Raw genomic sequence first — 12,593 nt, 5'->3', positions numbered from 1 at the left:
GACGCTCCAGCAGTGGGCCGAACAACCGGACGCGGGCCTGGACGAGGCCGCCCTGCTGGCGATCGCCGACGACCCCACCTGGCAGTTCTGACCCGTCCCCTACACCGGTGGGCGGGCCCGTTGCAGCCCTCGCCCGGCTGGAAGCGGCTCTGATAGCGCCGGCCGCCGCCCGCTCCACGCGCAGGAACAGGTCCCTGATGCGCTGCTCACCACCAGACCCATCCCGGTTCACCGCCACGGTCACGGTGGGGTGCGGCGCACCAGGCGACCGCAACGCCTGCCAACTGCTCCCGGACACGCCCGCCGGCGTCGGCAGACACCTCGTCTCGCTGCTCACCGGCGGGTGAGCCGACCCTCCACGCACATCTTCCCTGCTAGGAGCCCGTCTCCGTGGCATCTCACCGCCGCTCCAAGCCCGCGGGCCGCGTATGCGTCTCGGTCATGACCGCCGCCGCCGCAACCGCGGTCGCCCTTTCCTCCCAGACCGGTGCGCACGCCGACCCGAAACCGACAAAGGACGACGTCAAGAGCCAGCTCGACCAGCTCTACCACCAGGCCGAGGTCGCCACCGAGAAGTACAACGCGGCCACCGAGAAGCAGCAGACCCTGCAGAAACAAGCGAACGACCTGCAGAACCAGATGGCACGCCGGCAGGCACAGGCGAGCACCGCCCAGAGCGGTCTCGCCGAGATCGCGGCCGACCAGTACCGCAACAACGGGATGTCCCCGACCGTACAACTCATGCTCTCCAGCGACCCGGACTCCTTCCTCTCCAAGGCCGACTCGGCCCAGCTCGTAGGCCGGACGCAAGCCGACACGCTCAAGGCACTCAGGAGCGAGCAGAGCAAGCTCGACCAGCAAAAAGCCGAAGCTCAGCAGAAACTGACAGACCTGGAAGCCACCGCCAAGGACCTGAAAGCGGCGAAGGAGGAGGTCCAGGCAAAACTGGCGAAAGCACAAGCCCTGCTCAACTCCCTGACACAGCAGGATCGCGACCAACTCGCCCAGGCCGATGCCAAGGCCGCCGCCGATGCCAAGGCCGCCGCCGACGCGGCCTCCCCAACCCGCGCCTCACGCACCGACAGCCGTACCGGCCTCGACAGCAGCACAAACCCCAAGACCACCAAAGACGCCGGCACTGCCACGGGCTCGCACGCGGCAGCCGCGGTCGCCGCCGCCGTGGCCGAGGAAGGCAAACCCTACGTACGGGGCGGCACCGGCCCGAACTCATTCGACTGCTCGGGCCTGATGGTATGGGCCTACGCCAAAGCCGGCATCACCCTGCCGCGCACCTCACAGGACCAAGCCTCGGCCGGCAGCAACATCGGAACCGACATCTCCAACGCCCGCCCCGGCGACCTCGTCATCTACTTCAACGACCACAGCCACGTCGGCATGTACGTGGGAGGCGGACAGATCATCCACGCCCCACAGCCCGGCAAAACCGTCCAGTACCTGGGCGCCGCCGTCATGCCGATCGCAGCGATCATCCGCATCTGACAAAGGCAGTCGTCGACGACCAGGGCGCCGCCGTCACCGTCGGCGGCGCCCCCAGGGCTCCGGAGGCCGCTCGCCGCAGCGGCCGCACCGGTGCCGTCCTGACGGCCAGCAGCCCTTCCTACGCCTTCGGAGAGATCGACGACGGCTCGGCTCGCCCCACCGGCATCGAGACCGAACTGGTCAGCTGGGAATCACGGGTCCTTGCGTCGGTCTCCTGTTTGGACGGCCTGGCCCTGACCGTCGGGACCGACCCCGACGCCTACCCGCGGGACCTCCAACGGCGCGTCCCGCGAACCCAGTTGGACCTGATCCTCGAAAGGCACCGCAGCCTGTGGCCACCCACGACCTGACCATCACCGAAGCCGCACCCGACGACCCGGGAATCCTGCAGCTGCTCCGCGACCTCGACGCCGACCTCGCCGCGAGCTACCCCGACGAACCCTGCACCGGTGACGCCCGCCTCCACCCCGACATCCGCTTCCTGCTCGCACAGACCGACGGGCGACCCGTCGGCTGCTGCGCCGTCCAACCGCTCCCCGACGGCGCGGCCGAGCTCACGCGCATGCACGTCGCGCCCGACGCCCGCGGACACGGCATCGCCACCCGACTGCTCGCCGAGGCCGAACGCACCGCCGCCGCTCTCGCAGACCCCGAGGGCGCCGGCTACCGCCTGGAGGCTTGACCGTGCTCAGCCGCCTCTCCACCCGTCTGCGCACCGCGCTGGCGGCCGGCCTCGCGGCCCTGCTGCTGCTTGGCGGCGGCGCCTGGTGGCTGCGCGGCCACATGTACGACGCCCAGCTGCAGGCCACCGACGCAGAGACGAGGTACCAGGCGCGAGAGATCGCCCGCGGCTTCACCCGCGGCCAGCAGTTCGCCGGGAGCGATCTGCCGCCGTACATCATCCTCGACAAGGACGGCCAATTGGTCAGCCTTGGCGGGCCGCTTGCTACTCAGCACCTGACCGGCCTGCTGTCCCCGCCCGCCCCACCGCGCGCGCCCGAGGACTGGCAACCCGCGAGCGGGCGGATCACCATCGGCCCCGCCGGCCCGACCGCCGCCTACCACTACTCAGAACGCACCTGCACCGCCATGGACAGCTGGAGCATGTACGACCGGGCCGCGGACACCACCGGGCCGACGAAGCCCCTGCTCGGCCCGATCACCGTGTACGTGCCGGCCACCCCGTTCGCCGCCGAGGCCTCGCTGCGCACCGTCGACCCGGTCCTGCTGGCCGGCGTACCGGCCGCCGCGCTCCTGGTGGCGCTGGTGGCCTGGGCGACGACCAGCCGGGCGCTGCGCCCGGTGGAGGCGATCCGCGCCGAGCTGGCCGAGATCGGCGAGCACCGGCTGGACCGCCGCGTTCCGGTGCCGCGCTCCGGCGACGAGATCTCCCGGATGGCCCGGACCACCAACGCCACGCTGGACCGGCTGGAGCGTTCGGCCATCCAGCAGCAGCGCTTCGTCGCGGACGCCTCGCACGAGCTGCGCAGCCCGATCGCCGCGCTGCGCACCAACCTGGAGGTCTCGCTGGCCCACCCCGAGCGCACCGACTGGCCCGCCGCCACCCAGGCGGCGCTCACCTCGGTCGAACGCCTCCAGCAGCTCACCGAGGACCTGCTGCTCCTGACCCGGAACACGCACCCGGCGACGGCCGACCAGCTCACCGCCGTCGACCTGTCCGACGTGCTGCGCGAACTCGCCGACCAGTACCGGCCGGTCCTCGGCGCCCGACTCACCTTGCGGGTGGACGCACCCGAGGCGGTCCTGGTGCACGGCAGCCGGATGCCGCTGCACCGGTTGGTGCGCAACCTGCTCGACAACGCCCAGCGGCACGCAGAGGAAGAGATCGTGCTCGCGACCCGGCAAGCTGGGCACCGCTGCCTGCTGGAGGTACGCGACGACGGCCCAGGCGTCCCGCCGGCCGAGCACGAGCGGATCTTCGAGCCGTTCACCCGGCTCGACGAGGCCCGCAGCCGGGACGCCGGCGGCAGCGGCCTGGGCCTGGCCATCGCGGCGGACATCGCCACCCGGCACGGCGGCACCCTGCGGGTCGCGCACGCCCCGCGCGGCGCCCGCTTCGTGCTGGAGCTGCCGGCCGCCGTCTGACACCGCCACCCCACCAGGCCGCCGAGCAGCAGCAGCGCCGCGGCGCTGCTTCCCCGTCGGGCCCCGCGGAACCCCCTGGACAAGATGGCCACAAGGCACTGCGCGCAGTTCCTGAGGTCTGACATGGCGGCCGACGGCGAGGCGCAGTCGACACTGGAGTACCTGGGCGTGGAGCAGGCGGTCGCGCTCCGCGTCGAGCTGCTCGCCCGCGGGGCGGGCCTGGCGCCGGACGCGGGTGAGACCCGCGGCAGGTGCTCTACGCGTTGTCGGGGCGACGGCTGCTCGGGTCGATAGCGCTGAGTGTGTCGATGTGGGGTGGCTGATCGCGGCGGTCGCCACCGTGGTGCCGCTGGTGCCGGTCGCGCCACGCGCCAGACACGGAGGATCGTCTTCCGTCAACTCCCGCTCGACGAGCACTTCGCGACGCGTGCCGTCGACACCCTCCTGACCGGGGCCGCCCCGGCGGTCCGGACAGGAGGTCCGTCCGCGTCCTGAACGGTTCGCCGAAGCCGTAGTGCCGGGCGTGGTGGTAACTGCGGCCGAGCTCGCGCAGCACAGATGCGGGTATCGCTTGCAGCACAGACCCGTCAGTCGCGGGCACGGAGGCTGGCTTCCTCGAGGTCGAGTTCGCGCTGGATCCGGCGCCGGGTGGCGTTGCTGATCGTGTTTGCTTCGTAGAGGCGCTGGAGCTCGGCCGCCTCGATGCCGATGAGTGTCCGGCGTATCTCGCGGTAGGCGTCGGCGGGACGGGCGTCCGGGTCGCTGTAGTGGGCATCTTCCGCTTGGTGGATGCGCGCTTCCAGATCGCGACGGGCCTGTTTCAAGGCGGCCTCAGCGGCGGTGCCCAGTTCTGCGAGCTCATCCAGATCGCCAAGCTGTTTGAGCTCTTCGAGAGCGGTGTGGGCAATGTGCCGGCGGGTCCGGGCCTCCTCGCGGGCGGTGTGCTCCGGTTCCAGAGCGATGCCCGAGCGGCGGACGACAGGAGCGAGGGTGAAGCCCTGGAAAACGACGGTGAGCGCGATGGTACCGGTGGTGAGCGTGAGGATGAGCGCCCGGTGCGGCAGTGGCGCCCCTGTGTGGGTGACCAGGGGGATGGAGAGCGCGGCAGCCAGCGGCATGACGCCTCGGGTGCCCGCCCAGGACAGGACGGCCGGAACGCGCCAGGAGAGGCGACTGTCGCCCTCCTTGTGCCGGTACTGGATCAGGGCGGACAGCGGGAAGATCCACAACAGGCGGATCGCCAGCACCGTGAAGGCGATCACCGGCACCCACAGCGGCCAGCCGTGCTCGTCGTGCGCGAGGTGACGGACGGCGGAGGGGAGCTCGAGACCGATGAGGGCGAAGACGACGCTCTCCAGCAGGAAGGTCACGGTGTCGTAGACGGCGTGGATCTGGAGACGGATGGGAGCGTTGCTGAGCTTGTGGCCGGTGCTGCCGAGGACGACCCCGGACACGATGACGGCGGTCACGCCGGAGGCGTGCGAGTCCTCCGCGATGACGTACGAGGCGTACGGCGTGACCAATGCGATGACGGTCTCCAGCACGGGCTCCTCGGTCCGTCTGCGGATGAGGGCCACCACTGCGGCGACCGCCGCGCCGATGAGGGCTCCTCCGCCCGCGAGGATCAGGAACTGCTCGACGGTCCCGGACACGGTGATGGCGGTGCCGGAAACCGCGGTCGCCACGGCGACCTTGTACAGAACCAGCGACGTGGCGTCGTTGAACAGGCTTTCCGCCTGCACCATGGCCTGCACACGCGCTGGGAGGGACAGGCGCCGGCCGAGTGCGGTAACGGCCACGGGGTCGGTGCTGGCCAGGACAGCGCCGAGGATGAAGGCGGTCGCGGTGGTGAGCGGGGTGATCGCTTGGGCGACGTACCCGACGGCGACGGCCGAGGCCAGGACCAGACCGAAGACCAGGCCGGTCACAGGCCGCCACACGCTGCGCAGGTCGCGGACAGAGATTTCCCCGGCCGAGGCGTAGAGCAGTGGCGGCAGCACCAGCACGCTGATCACGTGAGGCGGCAGACGGACCTCGGGAACCCAGGGAATGAGCCCGACGACCAGACCGGCGATGACGAGGAGCGAGGGAGCGGGCAAGCGCCAGCGCCGGGCACCGGTCGCCACGGCCGTGGCCAGGACCACGAGCAGCAGGATGACGGTCAGGCCAGTCATACAGCGTCCCCGGTGGGTTACGGCTTGTTACCCCCCTCTGACCATGTGCTCTATCAACGTAACCGGATTACAGACGCCAGCCCACCGCGCAACGGCGGCCTCGGCGACAAGGACCGGTCCCCTGGCCGGCGTACGGTGAAAAACGGCTGCTTGAATCTCCCCGCGAGGAGGCACGCCATGTCGACTTTCATTCGGCGGGCACTGGTCACCGTCGTCGCCGCGCCCTTCCTGGCCTCAGCCGCCATGGTGTCGCAGGCCGCCGCCGTGCCGCCCGTCCCCAAGGCGGCGACAACCGCCACCGCGTACCCCGACGTTCCGGCGTACTCCTGCGCCACGCTCAAGAATTGGCTGGATCACCACAACGCGAACACGCCGGAGTGGCGCAAGGTTTCCCTCATGTGGTCGGAGCAGTGCTGACAGCCACCTGCCCACACCCGGCAGAGCACATCGCCGGAGGGGCTTGGCCGTCCGCGTCAGCGCCGAGGTCGGCCAAGCCGTCCTCCGCCTTCCGGCCGTCGGTGATCCGCAGGGTCGCGGTGAAGTACGGCCGGCGCTCCGCCGGGACCTGGTCGTCGTTGCGGATCGCGGCCCACTCCGTTCCCTCCGCTCCGGCCGTGCGGTGCGCCTCGTCGATCACCACGGGGTCCCAGGCCGGGAGGCCACACAGCCGGGAGCCGTGGGCCGTCCTGGTGGACGAGGTGCGGGCGGCGGAGCCGCACCCGATGCACCTGCCGTCCGGACTACCGAGGACGAGGGCCTGGAAGACCGCGCAGACGTGGACGACCAGGAGCCGGACGATTCTGCGGGGCGTGCTGCGCATGGTGGCGTGCCTGCTTTCGGGCCGGGTGTCGTTGGCTTTTCGGGTGGTGGCGGTGTCACCAGGAGACGGCGTCGTCCAGCGACTGCTGCCAGTAGGTGACCTTGAGGGAGTCGTCCACGTAGACGCCCTTCGCGGGCAGCGACGGGTGGGCCCCCGCACCGACGCTCTCGTCGCCGGAGGGGCCCTGGAAGTAAACCTCCAGGGACGTCACGGTGTGGCCGTTCGAACCGTTGCTGCCGTCGGTGGAGGACAGGTTCACGGAGGCGTAGCCGGACTCGCCGGGCTTGAGCGTGACGACGGCCTGCGGCTTCGAATCGGTGATCACCGGCGGCACGGACTGGGCCCCGCCGAAGCGCACGGCCGGGTAGCCGTAGAGGTAGCAGGTGCCGGAGCCGGTGTTGGTGACCGTGAGTAGCATGTGGTGCACGGGGCGGTTCAGCGGGGCGGCGGTGGTCTTGGTGCTGGAGCCCTCGCAGGTGGTCGGTTTGGCGGCCGGGGGAGCCGCGGGGGCCTTCGGCACAGGGGTGTTCGCGGCGGGCTTCGAACCGGTGGGCGCGGGTGCGGTGGCCAGGGGCTTGTCGGTGGTGCCAGTGGTGCCGGCGGACGTCGAGGGGGCCGTCGGCGAGGCGGGTGCCGCGGCGGGCACGGTGGCCCTGAGCGACGGGCCGGTTGCCGTCTTGATGTCCCCGTTGTCGCTGCACGCGGTGATCGAGAAGGCGGCGAGCGCGACGCTCGCGGCAGCGGTGATCAGGCGGGTGCGGGAGGTGCGGACGGGTGGCGGCCGGTCTCCTCGATCATGTGGGTCAGTGCCCAGCGGACGCTCGGCGACGGGCCCGCACGCCCTGGCCGGGGAAGCGGTGCGCCGAGGTCGGTGAACCGGTCGAGGGTCTCGTTCGCGCGCTCGACGGTGGCCCGGTAGCGGGCGACGACATCGGCCACGCCATCCTGAGGGGCCGGCCGGAACGTCGCCTGCCGGTCGGTGACCCGCTCACCGAGGAAGGCCGCCCTCTCGACGGCGGTCAGGTGCGTGAGCAGGCCGAGCAGGCTCGTTCCCGAGGGCACGGCGGCGGTCCGGGCCTCGGGTTCCGCGGCTCCCTCCACCTTCGCGGCCACCGAGTCGCGCAGGTAGTCGAGGAATCCGCGCAGGACGTCGGCCTCGCTGTTCGCGGTGCGGGGCGGAGGGGTGTCGTTGCGACGGGAGGTGGTGGACACGGTGTTCTCCTCGTGGACCGGGAACGCCGACGGGGGCGCTCAGGCCGTCCGACGCAGCGCGAAGACGTTCTCGGTGACGGTCGCGCTCCGGCCCTGGGGGCCGATGGCGGTGCGCCGGGGCGCGTGGCAGCGCTCGGTGTGCCAGCCCTCGCCGAGCCGCAGCGAGGCGAGGACCTCCTCGGGGGTGGGGAAGCTCACCTCCTGCCCGGCCTGCCAGGACCAGGGGGCCACCGAGGCGTGGTCCACCACAACCAGCAGCCCGTTCGGCGCCACCGCCTCCGCGGCGCGGCGCAGGACCTGGGCACGGGGGATCTCGACGGGTGTGTGGAAGTAGCTGGCGCTGACCAGGTCGAAGTCGCCCGGGGGGAACGTCCGGGCCAGGTCGTGGCACACGGGGTGGACCCGGGCGGACACGCCGGCGGCACGCGCCCGCTCGGCGACGCGCTCGAGGGCGGTCCGTGCGATGTCGACGGCGGTGACGTCCCAGCCGAGGGCGGCGAGCCAGATCGCGTCGCCGCCGTGTCCGCAGCCCAGGTCCAGCGCCGTGCCGGGGTCGGGCGCGAGTGCGGTGACGAGGCTTTCCAGGACGGCGTTGGGCCGGGTGCCCCACTCGGTGTCGAGGCGGGCGTAGTGGTTCTCCCAGAAGGCCGCGGAGTCGCTGTCAGTGTGCATCGGGGCCCTTTCGGGGATCGGGGGGACGAGCAGGTCAGGGGCGGTTCGCCACCGGCTTCGCGGGCCGGCCCGCTGACATGACGGTGCCCCGCGCCATGCTGGACTTGCAAGGCTCCATGCCGTTTCGGCAATCTGAGGGCATGAGCAACGCGAAGAAGGACGTCCTGGACGCGGTCGGCCCCCGCCTGCGCGAGCTGCGCCGCCGGCGCGGGATGACGCTGGCGGAGCTCGCCGAACGGACCGGCATCAACGAGAGCACCCTCTCCCGGCTGGAGGGCGGCACCCGCAGGCCCACCCTGGAGCTGTTGCTGCCGCTCGCCGAGGTCCACGCCGTCCCCCTCGACGACCTCGTGGGTGCGCCTCGCACCGGGGACCCGCGCATCCACCTGCGCCCGGTGGTCCAGGACGGGATGACATACGTGCCGCTCAGCCGCCCGGGCGGTGTCCAGGCTCACAAGCTCCTGATCCCACCCCGGCCGGGCATCGAGCCGGAACTGAAGACCCACGAGGGATTCGAGTGGGTCTACGTGCTTGCCGGCAGGCTGCGCCTGTTGCTGGGTGACCAGAGCCTGATCCTCAAGGCGGGCGAGGCCGCCGAGTTCGACACCCACGTACCGCACTGGCTCGGACCGGACGGCGACCGGACTGTCGAACTCCTCGTCCTCTTCGGGCACCAGGGCGAGCGCGCCCACCTCAGGGCCCGCACCGCCTGACCCGCCGCCCGAGACCTACTCGCCTGGCCGGCCTCGTACCGGAGGGCCTCCTGCCGCCCGCGGTCGCTTCGTGGGCACCTGATCTCCCCGGACCGGCCCTGCTGCCGGACGGTTCCGACCGCTATCGGGTGACGGACGCTGCCGGCCGGGAGCTCGGCTCCGTCCGTCGCACACCGGTCACGAAGCGGCTCACCCAGCAGGGCCTGTGGATGGAACAGCTCGGGCACCCGGTCATCGTGGCCCCACGGGCCTGGGCTCGGGGAGGGCCGGGAGCGTCCCTGGGGCGTGGGGCGGGCCATGTCCTCGACGGGATCGTGGACTCCCTGCTGTCCTTCGGGTCCGACGAAGCGACGGGTTCCGGGGGGAGCCTCAAGCCGGTGGTCTGGGCGACGGGCGTGGGCGCGGGGGAGGGGGCGGACGGGACGGGGGAAGCGGTGCTGACCTTCCCGCGCCGCTCCGACGGCACGCGCTGGTACTTCGTCAAGCGGGACGGCTGGCTGGACAAGCGCCTCGCCTTCGCGCTGGTGGTGCTGCGCGAGACCGACACCATCGGCGGTGACCGCCGCTGAACCACGCCCGCCTTCGGGCGTGCCCGGCGCGGCCGAACCCTTGCCGTCGGGTTCGGCCGCCCGACCTCGGATTCACGGCCCTGTTCATCCGGCCGGACGGCATTGTGGCGTGGGCGGACGACCACGCCGACACCGAAGCATTCCAGCAGGCCGCGACCCGCTGGCTCGGCCACCCGCCCAACCAGGGCGTGTAAGCGATCTCGTGTAAGTGCCTTGGGGTTATTGGATGCTGAGCCGGTCCTCGAAGAAGAGTGAGAACTGGTTCAGTGCCTCTTTCCAGTGTGCGGCGACGTGGTTGATATCGCGTGCCCTGGGGGTGATCTGCTCCCGGACGGCGAGGTAGAGCACCTTCAACGCCGCTTGCTCGGAGGGGAAGTGGCCGCGGTTGCGGGTGGCCTTCCGCAGTCGGGAGTTGATCGACTCGACCATGCCCTGGCAAAGGAGGGACCGTACTCGGCGGGGGATCGCGAGCCTTCCCAGTGGGACGGATATGTGGGCCTAGCGTGGTTTCTCCAGTCCACTTGCGGTTCCGAGGAGACCCCCATGGCCAAGATCGCCCTCTACGGTGCCACCGGCACCATCGGCAGCCGTGTCCTACGCGAGGCGCTGGACCGTGGCCACCACGTCACGGCCGCGGTCCGTGACCCCGGGAAGCTCAGCATGCAGCACCCGAATCTCACAGTCACCTCCGGCGACGTTCTCGACCCTTCGTCGGTGACCGCTGTCGCTGGTGGCCAGGATGTTGTTGTCAGCGCTGTCGGCGGCGGTGACGGCCCCGGTCATGTCGCCACCATTGTGCCGGCCGCCAAGTCCCTGGTGGCGGGTCTGCGCTCGCTCGGAGGGAGGGCCCCGCGGCTGATTGCCGTCGGCGGCGCGGGCTCTCTGCGCACGCCGGACGGCAGGCAGGTATGGGACGCCGATGGGCTGCCCGAGGACCTGCTCCAGATCATGCACGCGCACGGCGACGCGCTCGACTTCTACCGTTCCGTCGACGATGTCCGCTGGACCAACCTCAGCCCCGCCGCGCAGATCGCGCCCGGCAAGCGGACCGGTAGCTACCGCACCGCCCTCGACGACCTGGTCGTGGACGCCGACGGCAACAGCCGGATCTCCGCCGAGGACTACGCGGTGGCCCTCGTCGACGAAATCGAGGAGGTGAACCACGTCGGCGAGCGCTTCACGGTCGGCAACTGAGCCCTCCGGTCTCCCCGGCCTCCGTGCCTTCTGACCGAAAGTTCAGAGCGCCGTTCAGGCCCGCGAGGGCTTGGCGTTCCTCAAACCCCGAGCCCGGCGCGGGCGATGGATGGCATCCCGTCGGCCACCACCGAGGTGCCTCCCGTTCTCGTGAACATCCGGCCCAGGCACTGCCTTCCGAACTGCTGTCGAAACGCTGCTCTGCGACGTGAACAGAACCAGCGAGCCGTAGACCAGCGGCGGGGCGGGCACCGGCCCTGGGGCCCGCCCCGCAGATGGCCGAAAAATGCCCCGGCCACCTGCCGACCAGCGGGTCTGCGGCCCCACCACAGCACCACCGGACCGCCGAGCAGAGCAGCCGCGCCATGCCAACTTGGCGCTGCCGGCCTCCCACCGGCCGGGCCTTGCGGAACATCCCCTGCCCCCCGGACCCGGCCGACTGCCCCACGCTTCAGCTACCGCGGAGCCCCCGCCGCACCGGTTGCCGGACCCGGTGGCCGTCGGACTCGTCGGCGCCGGTGTACTGGACGGCGACCCAGGCCTGCCCGCCCGGGAAGACGGTGGTGACGACGGTGAGGTCACCGGTGATGCAGCCGGCTTCCTCGGTCGACGCGGTTGCCGTGCCGGTCGAACTGCAGGGCGGTGACCCGGTTCACGGCCTCGCGCTTGCGCTTCTGACTGACTGGTGACGTCGGGTAGTGGAACTGTCCGAATGCCCGCGTGGCAGCGGAAACCGGAGTGCGTTGAGGCGGCGATCCCGGCAGGATGCGGGCATGGTTACCCCCTTGGACGTCCCGTGCTTGGCTGCTGGCGACAGCTTTGTGCTCCGCGCCTGGGAGCTTGGAGATCTGCCTCTCGTCCGGGAAGCGACCGACGATGACTACATCCCGTTGATCACGACCGTTCCCTCGACGTACTCGCAGGCGGCGGGTGAAGCCTTCATCCGGCGGCAGTGGGAGCGGGCATCTACTGGTAGCGGGTATCCGTTCGTCATCGTCCGGATCGAGGACGGGCGTCCGCTGGGGATGGTTGGTCTCTGGCTGAGGGACCGGGGTGAGGGACGAGCGTCACTGGGCTATTGGCTTGCCGGGTCGGCCCGGGGCCAGGGGATCGCGGCCGAAGCTCTCCGGACGGTTGTCCGCTGGGCCTTCCGTGACCTGCGGATTCCCCGTCTTCAGTTGTATGTCGAGCCGTGGAATGCCGCGTCGCAGCGGACGGCTGAGCGTGTCGGCTTTCAGCGCGAGGGTCTGCTCCGCAGCTGGCAGCAGGTGGGCGAGGAGCGTCGGGACATGATCATGTATTCGATGCTGGGTGTTGATCTGTCCTCGCCGGCCGCAGGCTGACTTCGGCGGCGTAGGCGGCCCAGTCGCCCGCGGAGAGACGTTGCCAGGCGACGGCGACGTCAGAGTGGATGCCCAGGGTGCGGGCAAGGATCGCGGCGGGGATCTCGGCGGCGAGTTGGAGGAGCACGGTGCTCCGCGCCTGACGCCGGCAACCGTCGGCCGGGTGTTCAGCGGGGCGGTGATGAGGGCGACCGGTTCCAGCAGCATGAGCAGGAAGCTGCCGAGCAGCACCCTGCAGACCGCGCGGGGAACCCGGCCGGCCCGGACGGGGCGTCAGGTCCCGCACGCTG

15 protein-coding genes are annotated in these 12,593 nt (G+C 71.2%); 9 read left to right on the top strand and 6 right to left on the bottom strand.

Annotated features, from left to right (window positions below; translation table 11 throughout):
- The first annotated feature begins 441 nt into the window (after window positions 1-441).
- The 3 genes from ACIRRH_RS39485 (at window position 442) to ACIRRH_RS39475 (ending at window position 3,606) form a co-directional block, all read left to right on the top strand.
- Window positions 442-1,500, top strand: coding sequence for an NlpC/P60 family protein (locus ACIRRH_RS39485; RefSeq protein ID WP_403077507.1), 1,059 nt, complete (start codon window positions 442-444; stop codon window positions 1,498-1,500).
- Between the two features lie 331 nt (window positions 1,501-1,831).
- Window positions 1,832-2,182 carry a GNAT family N-acetyltransferase gene (locus ACIRRH_RS39480; protein WP_403077504.1) on the top strand — a complete coding sequence of 117 codons (351 nt, stop codon included), beginning with the start codon at window positions 1,832-1,834 and terminating at the stop codon, window positions 2,180-2,182.
- Between the two features lie 2 nt (window positions 2,183-2,184).
- Window positions 2,185-3,606, top strand: coding sequence for a sensor histidine kinase (locus ACIRRH_RS39475; RefSeq protein WP_403077528.1), 1,422 nt, complete (start codon window positions 2,185-2,187; stop codon window positions 3,604-3,606).
- A 587-nt stretch (window positions 3,607-4,193) separates the two neighbouring features.
- Here the strand turns inward: ACIRRH_RS39475 and ACIRRH_RS39470 are convergent.
- Window positions 4,194-5,780, bottom strand: a complete 1,587-nt coding sequence (locus tag ACIRRH_RS39470; protein ID WP_403077501.1) for a Na+/H+ antiporter — start codon at window positions 5,778-5,780, stop codon at window positions 4,194-4,196.
- 177 nt (window positions 5,781-5,957) lie between these two features.
- Here ACIRRH_RS39470 and ACIRRH_RS39465 point away from each other — a divergent pair, with 177 nt between their 5' ends.
- Entirely contained in the window at window positions 5,958-6,197 is a 240-nt protein-coding gene (locus ACIRRH_RS39465; RefSeq protein ID WP_403077498.1) for a hypothetical protein, read from the top strand.
- Here ACIRRH_RS39465 and ACIRRH_RS39460 read toward each other — a convergent pair.
- From ACIRRH_RS39460 to ACIRRH_RS39445, 4 genes are read right to left on the bottom strand one after another with little or no spacing between them, the layout of a single operon-like run.
- On the bottom strand, window positions 6,175-6,600 hold the full coding sequence (locus ACIRRH_RS39460; RefSeq protein WP_403077496.1) for a hypothetical protein: 426 nt from the start codon (window positions 6,598-6,600) through the stop codon (window positions 6,175-6,177). The two genes, ACIRRH_RS39465 and ACIRRH_RS39460, sit on opposite strands and share 23 nt — an antisense overlap.
- Before the next feature lie 55 nt (window positions 6,601-6,655).
- Window positions 6,656-7,414, bottom strand: coding sequence for a DUF4232 domain-containing protein (locus tag ACIRRH_RS39455; protein ID WP_403077525.1), 759 nt, complete (start codon window positions 7,412-7,414; stop codon window positions 6,656-6,658).
- The gene (locus tag ACIRRH_RS39450; protein ID WP_403077493.1) at window positions 7,348-7,812 is read right to left on the bottom strand and encodes a DinB family protein; all 465 of its coding nucleotides are present in this window, start codon (window positions 7,810-7,812) and stop codon (window positions 7,348-7,350) included. The genes ACIRRH_RS39455 and ACIRRH_RS39450 overlap by 67 nt, the downstream gene beginning before the upstream one ends.
- Before the next feature lie 39 nt (window positions 7,813-7,851).
- Complete coding sequence (locus tag ACIRRH_RS39445) at window positions 7,852-8,484, bottom strand: SAM-dependent methyltransferase (RefSeq protein ID WP_403077490.1); 633 nt, start codon at window positions 8,482-8,484, stop codon at window positions 7,852-7,854.
- Window positions 8,485-8,624: 140 nt separating this feature from the next.
- Here ACIRRH_RS39445 and ACIRRH_RS39440 point away from each other — a divergent pair, with 140 nt between their 5' ends.
- The 3 genes from ACIRRH_RS39440 (at window position 8,625) to ACIRRH_RS39430 (ending at window position 9,960) form a co-directional block, all read left to right on the top strand.
- Window positions 8,625-9,197, top strand: a complete 573-nt coding sequence (locus ACIRRH_RS39440) for a helix-turn-helix domain-containing protein (protein WP_403077487.1) — start codon at window positions 8,625-8,627, stop codon at window positions 9,195-9,197.
- 128 nt (window positions 9,198-9,325) lie between these two features.
- Entirely contained in the window at window positions 9,326-9,766 is a 441-nt protein-coding gene (locus tag ACIRRH_RS39435) for a hypothetical protein (protein ID WP_403077484.1), read from the top strand.
- A complete protein-coding gene (locus tag ACIRRH_RS39430) occupies window positions 9,763-9,960 on the top strand; it encodes a hypothetical protein (protein ID WP_403077522.1) in 198 nt (65 codons plus the stop codon). Before ACIRRH_RS39435 ends, ACIRRH_RS39430 begins: the two co-directional genes overlap by 4 nt.
- A gap of 25 nt (window positions 9,961-9,985) precedes the next feature.
- Here ACIRRH_RS39430 and ACIRRH_RS39425 read toward each other — a convergent pair whose 3' ends face one another.
- Window positions 9,986-10,231 carry a transposase gene (locus ACIRRH_RS39425; protein WP_403077519.1) on the bottom strand — a complete coding sequence of 82 codons (246 nt, stop codon included), beginning with the start codon at window positions 10,229-10,231 and terminating at the stop codon, window positions 9,986-9,988.
- A 78-nt stretch (window positions 10,232-10,309) separates the two neighbouring features.
- Between ACIRRH_RS39425 and ACIRRH_RS39420 the strand changes: the two genes are divergently transcribed.
- Window positions 10,310-10,960: an NAD(P)-dependent oxidoreductase gene (locus tag ACIRRH_RS39420; RefSeq protein ID WP_403077481.1), complete on the top strand. Its 651-nt coding sequence runs from the start codon at window positions 10,310-10,312 to the stop codon at window positions 10,958-10,960.
- Window positions 10,961-11,733: 773 nt separating this feature from the next.
- On the top strand, window positions 11,734-12,303 hold the full coding sequence (locus tag ACIRRH_RS39415; protein ID WP_403077479.1) for a GNAT family N-acetyltransferase: 570 nt from the start codon (window positions 11,734-11,736) through the stop codon (window positions 12,301-12,303).
- The last annotated feature ends 290 nt before the right edge of the window (window positions 12,304-12,593 follow it).

Origin of the sequence: Kitasatospora sp. NPDC101235 (genome assembly GCF_044767505.1) — a bacterium.
Classification (GTDB): Bacteria; Actinomycetota; Actinomycetes; order Streptomycetales; family Streptomycetaceae; genus Kitasatospora.
This window is presented reverse-complemented; position numbering and strand designations above follow the sequence as displayed.

What these genes read in the sequence shown, in the direction of transcription:
- ACIRRH_RS39465 (WP_403077498.1), top strand. Translation starts at nt 5,958, where the DNA reads ATGTCGACTTTCATTCGGCGGGCACTGGTCACCGTCGTCGCCGCGCCC.
- ACIRRH_RS39420 (WP_403077481.1), top strand. Translation starts at nt 10,310, where the DNA reads ATGGCCAAGATCGCCCTCTACGGTGCCACCGGCACCATCGGCAGCCGT.
- ACIRRH_RS39485 (WP_403077507.1), top strand. Translation starts at nt 442, where the DNA reads ATGACCGCCGCCGCCGCAACCGCGGTCGCCCTTTCCTCCCAGACCGGT.
- ACIRRH_RS39445 (WP_403077490.1), bottom strand. Translation starts at nt 8,484, where the DNA reads ATGCACACTGACAGCGACTCCGCGGCCTTCTGGGAGAACCACTACGCC.
- ACIRRH_RS39415 (WP_403077479.1), top strand. Translation starts at nt 11,734, where the DNA reads ATGGTTACCCCCTTGGACGTCCCGTGCTTGGCTGCTGGCGACAGCTTT.
- ACIRRH_RS39460 (WP_403077496.1), bottom strand. Translation starts at nt 6,600, where the DNA reads ATGCGCAGCACGCCCCGCAGAATCGTCCGGCTCCTGGTCGTCCACGTC.
- ACIRRH_RS39470 (WP_403077501.1), bottom strand. Translation starts at nt 5,780, where the DNA reads ATGACTGGCCTGACCGTCATCCTGCTGCTCGTGGTCCTGGCCACGGCC.
- ACIRRH_RS39440 (WP_403077487.1), top strand. Translation starts at nt 8,625, where the DNA reads ATGAGCAACGCGAAGAAGGACGTCCTGGACGCGGTCGGCCCCCGCCTG.